Origin of the sequence: Ruminococcus sp. AF37-20, from assembly GCF_003460465.1 — a bacterium.
Classification (GTDB): domain Bacteria; phylum Bacillota; class Clostridia; order Oscillospirales; family Ruminococcaceae; genus Hominimerdicola; species Hominimerdicola aceti.
In genome coordinates this window covers 1-6473 of the sequence record NZ_QTVE01000046.1, presented here as the reverse complement: position 1 = coordinate 6473, position 6473 = coordinate 1, and the positions used below count along the sequence as shown (strand labels likewise).

The following is a 6473-nucleotide window of genomic DNA, read 5'->3' as shown; positions in this document are numbered from 1 at the left end:
GTCTCCAAAACCGCGTGCCGAGGGTTCGAATCCTTCTGCCCCTGCCAAAAAACGCCGTAAACTCGCCGTTTACGGCATTTGCCATTTATGAACGGCTGTTCATTTCTAACACTTTTCTAACACTTGGATATTTTGTGCGTCCTGTGCGGAACTGTCAAAAGTTCTGTGCAGGACTTATTTTATTCGCTTATTGCAAGCAGCTGTGCCATTTTTGCCGCCGAGCTCTCCTTGCTTGAGTAGTCCAGATGAGCATAAATGTTGGCTGTTACCTCGAATGTTGAGTGTCCCAGCCACTCCTGTATCGCCTTCATGGGTATACCGTTCTTCAAGAGCAGGCTTGCACAGGTGTGACGCAGGTCGTGGTAACGTATGTGTCGGAATCCGTTGTCCTTGAGCAGCTTTCCGAACTGCACCGATATGAAGTTCGGACGCATAAGCTGACCTGTGGCGTCAGTGCAGACGTAATCGTCGCAGTCGTGACAGTACGCACCTCTAAGCACTGCCGCATTCATAGACTGCTGCTGTCGGTGATAGAGCAGTTCGTTTTCGACGTCCTCAATGAGCGGAAGCATCCTGTTGCTGGACTGGTTCTTCATTCTGTCGAAGCCCTTTGCCTGATATTTGCCGTCCACGTTAGCCTCGATGACTTTGTGGGATATGGAAATGGTCTTGGACTGGAAGTCGATGTTGCTCCATTTCAGTCCGAGAGCCTCGCTGCGCCTGAGTCCGTAGTAAGCCGCAAGCATTACGGGAATGTATATGGGACTCTCCCTTGCCGCCATAAGCAGGTCTCTCAGCTCGTCCTCACTGTAAAATAAGGCTCGGTATCGCTCCCTCTTCGGGTGGTCTGCGTGGTCGCAGGGATTATCGTCGAGGAGCTCCTTCTTCACCGCATAGCTGAATGCTGCGTGGATAAGTCCGTGATAGCGCAGAGCCGACGTTCCCGACAAGCCTGAGTCTTCAAGATAGGCATAGAAGTCGTTGAGGTCCTCGCCTGCAAGGTCACCTATCGTTATACCGCTGTTCCCGAAGAACTCGGTTATCCTGCCGTTCACCATTTTCATATAGCCGTCTATCGTGGACGGCTGAAGCCTGTTTGACGCTGAATCTATCCAGTCTGTGAGAAACTCCGCTATCGGCTGAGACTGTATCTCTTCGCGCCGCTGAATGAACTGCTCGGGAGCTTTCTTCTTGCTGACGGCTCTCATGAGCTTTCGCTGACTGCGGTTGTACTCATCAAGCACCTCCGCCATACGAGCCTTGGCAGCCTTCTTGTTGCCTCTTGCGTCCAGTCCCAGCGCTACCCACTTTATGGAACGCTTGCCGCTGCGATCGTACAGATTCACAAGCACATAGTACTTGCCGTTTTTTACTTGCAGATTTCCTGTTACTTCTTTCATTTTTTGACCTCCTGTTTTGGAAATCCGCTTCAGCGACTACAGTATACCACAACCTGTCCCGAAAAGCAATATTCGGACTCAGAATTAAGATTTCAGACACATTTGCGGGAGCAAAAAAATAAACCGGAAAGTGGTTAGCTTTCCGGCTAAGATTAGTATATGACGAAAATGTAATAGAAAAATAGATTTTCAATCCCATTTCCCATGCAAAAGCATATTCAATAATTCATTCTTACATTCGGGACATATAACCCGCTGTGTATCAACTCTTTTTATTTTACCTTTAGAACAAACAGGGCAATACTGTTCTATTTCAGCGGATAATTCATAATTTGAATCGAACTTTGGGGTAAGGTTACAGATACCGTTTCTGTATACTCTTTTTCCTCTATATACATTCAATGCATAACAGCTTGTACACTGGTATAAATGAGTATCACAATCATAGTACAGCTCACCTTTTTCGTCTGCTAAAGCCATGGCTTTAAGTATCAAACCATATTTCCCATTTTCAATATTACTTTTGAATTCTGATGATAGTTTTTTCGATTCGTCATAGTATTCTTTAGTAAAGAATCCGCCACCATCACGGTATTCTTTTTCAAATCCACAGTTCGGACACTTAAATCTATATAAATTACCCACTTTTTCTCCACCCCTCAGAATTCTGGTACTCATTACTAAAATTATACATCAGCCAATTCATATTGTCAACATCACACCGCCAGCATCTGCGAAATTATCTCAGCCGAATGCTCCTTGCTGCTGAAATCAAGATGAGAATAAACGTCGGCTGTTGTGCGGTAGTTCGAGTGTCCCAGCCACTCCTGTATCTCTTTCATCGGCACTCCGTTTGCAAGAAGCAGACTGGCACAGCTATGGCGAAGGTCATGATAGCGTATGTGCTTCAAGCTGTTTTCTTTCAGAAGCTCACTAAACTTTGCTGATATATAATTCGGTCTGAGGAGCTGTCCTATCTCGTTCACGCAGACGTAGTCGTCGTATTCGTGAACGTAGGAATTTCCGCATAAACGGCGCTGCTCATCCTGGTGGAGCTTCAGCCTCCGCAGTGCCATTGCCACTTCCTTCATCAGCGGAAGTATCCTGTTGCTGGACTCCGTTTTCATTTTGTCGTGACCGACTGTCTGGTATTTGCCGTCTACCTTCTGCTCCACGACCTTGTGAGCAATGCGGATAGTGCCGTTCCCGAAGTCTATATTGCTCCACTTGATACCGAGGACCTCGCTGCGGCGAAGTCCATAATAAGCAGCGAGAAGTACGTGAATGTATATCTCGCTCTCCTTAGCAGCACGGAACAGCTTCGTCAGCTCTGATTGAGTATAGTACGCTCCGCGGTACTTCTCAGCCTTGGGACGGTCGGCGAAGTCGCAGGGATTGCTGTCAATGTACTGGTGCTTCACAAGAAAGCTGTACGCCGAATGTATCAGCGCATGGTACTTCTGCTGAGTAACGCCTTTCAGTCCCTGCCTCGTAAGATAGGCGTAGAACTCGTTCAAGTCCTCGCCTGTGAGATCATAAACGGTAGTGCCTCTGCTTTCGAAGAACTCTTTTATTCGTCCGTTGCAGAGACTTCTGTAACCGTCAATGGTAGTCGGTTGGAGCCTCGCAGACGCATGGTCAATCCATTCTTCGATGTATAAAAACAGGGGCAGAGCCATTATTCGGCTCTGCTCCTTAATGAATCGTTCGGGGTATTTCATTTTGGATATGACCTTCAGTGCTGCCTGCTGCTTCTTGTTGTAGGCGACAAGCAGCTCGTCGAGGAAGGCTTTCGCAGCTTTCTTATTTCCTCGGACTTCGTATCCAGTGGATATCCACTTCTGTTTTCGTTTGCCTGTATGGTCATATAAATTCAGCACGGCATAGTACTTGCCGCGCTTGGTTTGCAGACTTCCTGTCACATTTTTCATAGGCAGCACCTCCTTGCTCCGAGTATGTATTCAATAACTTTTATCTTCGGTATCCTTATATTCTTTCCGACCTTGAAGCTCTGTATCTCGCCGCTGCTTACTAATTCATAAGCAGCATGGCGGCCTACCGACAGCATTTTCATCAGCTGCGGAACGCTCACCACGTCGGGGTAATCGGTAAACATCTTGTCGTACATCTTTTCAATTTCTGCCAATAGCTAACACCTCTCTTTATTATTCTAAACACGATTATGATTATTGAATTGTTCATTTTACATTTCTCCTTTGTTATTTATTTGAAGGGAGCGGTGGTTTGCCGCTTCCTTGATACGAAAATGGGTACGGTAATTTGCCGTACCCTTACTAAATTTTATTGTTTTATGACGTTATTTCAGGTTATCGCTCCTGCCGAACATCACATCAATTATCAGCTCGGCACAGTCACGAAAGCCCTGTGCGTAGCTCTCAGCCACCATTGTCTCGGACAGCTTTTCATGCGTATCCGTTATGTCATTTAGCAGCTTCTTATCGTCAGCCGACAGCCTTTTCTCCAGCGAGTCACACATATCAAGCAGGTCGCGAGTTCGTTTGGCGTACTCGGACTCGCTCTTAACGCTGTGCTCACAAGGCGTTATGTTTCCGTAGTATAGATCCTGCAACTTCATTGCTGCGGTCACCTCCTGACCATCAATCATACCACAGCTCTCGGACGAAATCCATTCACCAGACTGGACGAATGTTGGCTGTTGATACCGAGCACAACCACTACAAGGGTATCGGATTTCACGATACCCCTTGGGTGATTGAGACGCCGTCACGTTTCGTTACTTCTTCTACTGACCGAACGAATCGTTCTGTCAGCTCATACCTTCCGATATGGATGATTTGAAGGCGCTGCCATTTTGGCAACGCCTGTCGGTACTGAACAAACCGTTCTGCACCTGCCTTGAATTAAGGCTGGTATATAAGCATAGAACATTTCGTTCAGCCCTTTGCCGAGCCTGCATTTTGCCGACTCAGGTTTATGAGGCGGCGATTCACCACCCCATCGTCATGACGGGACATTTTATCCCGCCATATCGAATTCCCATTTCGGGAACTCGGTCCTGAGGTAGGACTGAGTGCAGTCCTGTTTCTGGACTTCAAGTACCGTCACGGTAGTCGAACTCTGAATAATAACTCACGGTCGTTTTATCCCTGAGTCATAGTCAACCCATATGCATACCGAGCTCTTCCTTCTTCCGTATCTCTTTTGCCAATGCCTTTCTGTCAACGTGCTCCCGAGCATACTTAGTATCGTCGGAAGGTTCGTCCTCGATTATCGAAGCCAGAGCAGCAATGCCACCGACGATATCAGGTGCAGAAACTCTATCAGCACCACCATTCGAAGCAGTCTGAAGCCGAGACTTCTGCTCTGCTCTTCGGAGCATTTCAGCTGCGATAAGGTCTGCTCGTTCAGCCTCCCAGCCTGTGATACGAGATCCTCCGCCGCCTGATCCAGTTTCGACACCTCTGCCGTCACGTTTTGTGACGTCTGCTTCTGTATCGCCAGTGACCTCTCTATGACTTGATCGAGTATCGTCTGCTGATTCTCCAAGTGCCATTTCATCTGTTCGTATGTCATAGTTGCGTCGGCTCTCGCCTTCGTTTCGATTGACATATCCGACAGCAGTTTCAGCTGTGATATCAACGCCAGCCAGTTGTGTTCCTGGACGCAGACCATAGTTGGTATGTCCTGTGCCTCCTGAATATTCTGCTTTGAAGCTGCTTTCATTTCGTCTAATTTCGAACTCATATTCCATATTCTCCTTCCTGTATTTCGCTTCGTGCAATTTATTGTCGCGGCATCTCCTGCCGTTGGGACAAGTGTATGTGATGTACTTTCGGCTGTCCTCCCATTTCACATCGTAGCCACACTGCTTCATGTAGAAGCGGAATTGTTTCTTGCTCTTAGCTCGTTTCATGACCGTATCTATTGTATTGATGAGATTCATTTTCCAGCTCTCTTGTCGCATTGCACACCTGTACTCGCCTGTGGTCACACCGTTAGTCTGCTTTCCGAGCTCGGGCTGCTTGAGAGTTGTCACTCCGTACTTCTGACAAATTTCATCGCTGAGCTGCCGCAGCTCTTGCAGTGTGAACTTGTTTGAGTGGTACTTCAGACCTGTCTCAGCGTTGACTGCGTTGAGTATGAAGTGCGAGTGTATATGGTCGACATCAGTGTGAGTTGCCACAACAACTTCGTGTCCCGGGAATGCTTTCTCAGCAAACTCAACTGCTATCTTATGAGTAAGTGCAGGCTCTATCTTGTAGCCGCTTGGGTGCGACTGAACGAAGTGATAGTACTTCACACCGTCAGTCTTGCCGTACATCTCTCTTGTATTTTTGAATTCCTGATAGGCAGTGGGCAGCGAACAATAGAGAGCCGTCACATATTTCTTGCCCTCGGTCTTGTCATCGCGGCAGATGTATTCCAGACTTTTCTTACCGCCGCCACCTCCCTTTGTGCTTATCGCTGTGACCGTTGCCACTATTTCACCTCCCTCAGCAGCTGACCTATCAGCTCCGTGACCTTCCTGTGCTCATCGAGGAGCGGCTGGAAGTTCACGGCGGTCAGCCTGTCCATATTCGCAAGTGTAGCTATCTGATTCAGGTTTCGACCGATAGCTTTCTGCTGCCGGACTATCTCATCGATGCCGTTGGCGACAACGATTTTCTTGCCGAGAGCGCACCGCATTACGAAGTCGTTCAGCTTTAATCCGTGCCTCTCGGCGAGCTCATGGATACGCCTGCTTTCTTCCTCTGTGCAGCGTATCGCTATGGTTGTGTTTCGTTTTCTCATGTTATCTACCTCCTTTTCTTATGCCAATTAAAGTGGGTTCGGGCTTCTGCCCGACAAGCAAGGCGGCAGGCGGAATGCCGGCAGCTATGCTTGCCAACCCAGAAGGGTTGATTTTTCGCCCCCAGCCACTGCTCCTGCCCTCTGCGAATAATTCCGTAACGATTCGTTACTGCTTTATTCGCCACACTCGCTCCACGTTGCACGACAATCGATTTCGCCGCCGCAGGTGGGATAACTACCCGATTTCTGTATCGGCGGCAAAAACGGGCGTTTTTGTGCGTGACAGTAACTCAGCCGTGA

The 6473-nt window shown here is 48.0% G+C and carries 8 protein-coding genes; 1 reads left to right on the top strand and 7 read right to left on the bottom strand.

Features of this window, described 5'->3' with window-relative positions; translation table 11 throughout:
• Positions 1–179: 179 nt before the first annotated feature.
• From DW015_RS13065 to mobC, 7 genes are all read right to left on the bottom strand, one after another.
• Positions 180–1400, bottom strand: a complete 1221-nt coding sequence (locus DW015_RS13065; RefSeq protein WP_117905946.1) for a tyrosine-type recombinase/integrase — start codon at positions 1398–1400, stop codon at positions 180–182.
• 189 nt (positions 1401–1589) lie between these two features.
• The gene (locus tag DW015_RS13060; protein ID WP_207659397.1) at positions 1590–2078 is read right to left on the bottom strand and encodes a hypothetical protein; all 489 of its coding nucleotides are present in this window, start codon (positions 2076–2078) and stop codon (positions 1590–1592) included.
• 38 nt (positions 2079–2116) lie between these two features.
• Positions 2117–3331, bottom strand: coding sequence for a tyrosine-type recombinase/integrase (locus tag DW015_RS13055; protein ID WP_117905944.1), 1215 nt, complete (start codon positions 3329–3331; stop codon positions 2117–2119).
• A complete protein-coding gene (locus tag DW015_RS13050) occupies positions 3328–3546 on the bottom strand; it encodes a helix-turn-helix domain-containing protein (RefSeq protein ID WP_117905943.1) in 219 nt (72 codons plus the stop codon). Before DW015_RS13050 ends, DW015_RS13055 begins: the two co-directional genes overlap by 4 nt.
• A gap of 171 nt (positions 3547–3717) precedes the next feature.
• On the bottom strand, positions 3718–3996 hold the full coding sequence (locus tag DW015_RS13045; protein ID WP_117905942.1) for a DUF6809 family protein: 279 nt from the start codon (positions 3994–3996) through the stop codon (positions 3718–3720).
• Positions 3997–4539: 543 nt separating this feature from the next.
• Entirely contained in the window at positions 4540–5862 is a 1323-nt protein-coding gene (locus DW015_RS13040; RefSeq protein WP_181979937.1) for a relaxase/mobilization nuclease domain-containing protein, read from the bottom strand.
• Positions 5862–6173, bottom strand: a complete 312-nt coding sequence (gene mobC, locus DW015_RS13035; RefSeq protein ID WP_117905940.1) for a plasmid mobilization relaxosome protein MobC — start codon at positions 6171–6173, stop codon at positions 5862–5864. The genes DW015_RS13040 and mobC overlap by 1 nt, the downstream gene beginning before the upstream one ends.
• Before the next feature lie 74 nt (positions 6174–6247).
• Here mobC and DW015_RS13655 point away from each other — a divergent pair.
• On the top strand, positions 6248–6473 hold a 226-nt coding region (locus DW015_RS13655; protein ID WP_207659396.1), incomplete at its 3' end, for a hypothetical protein.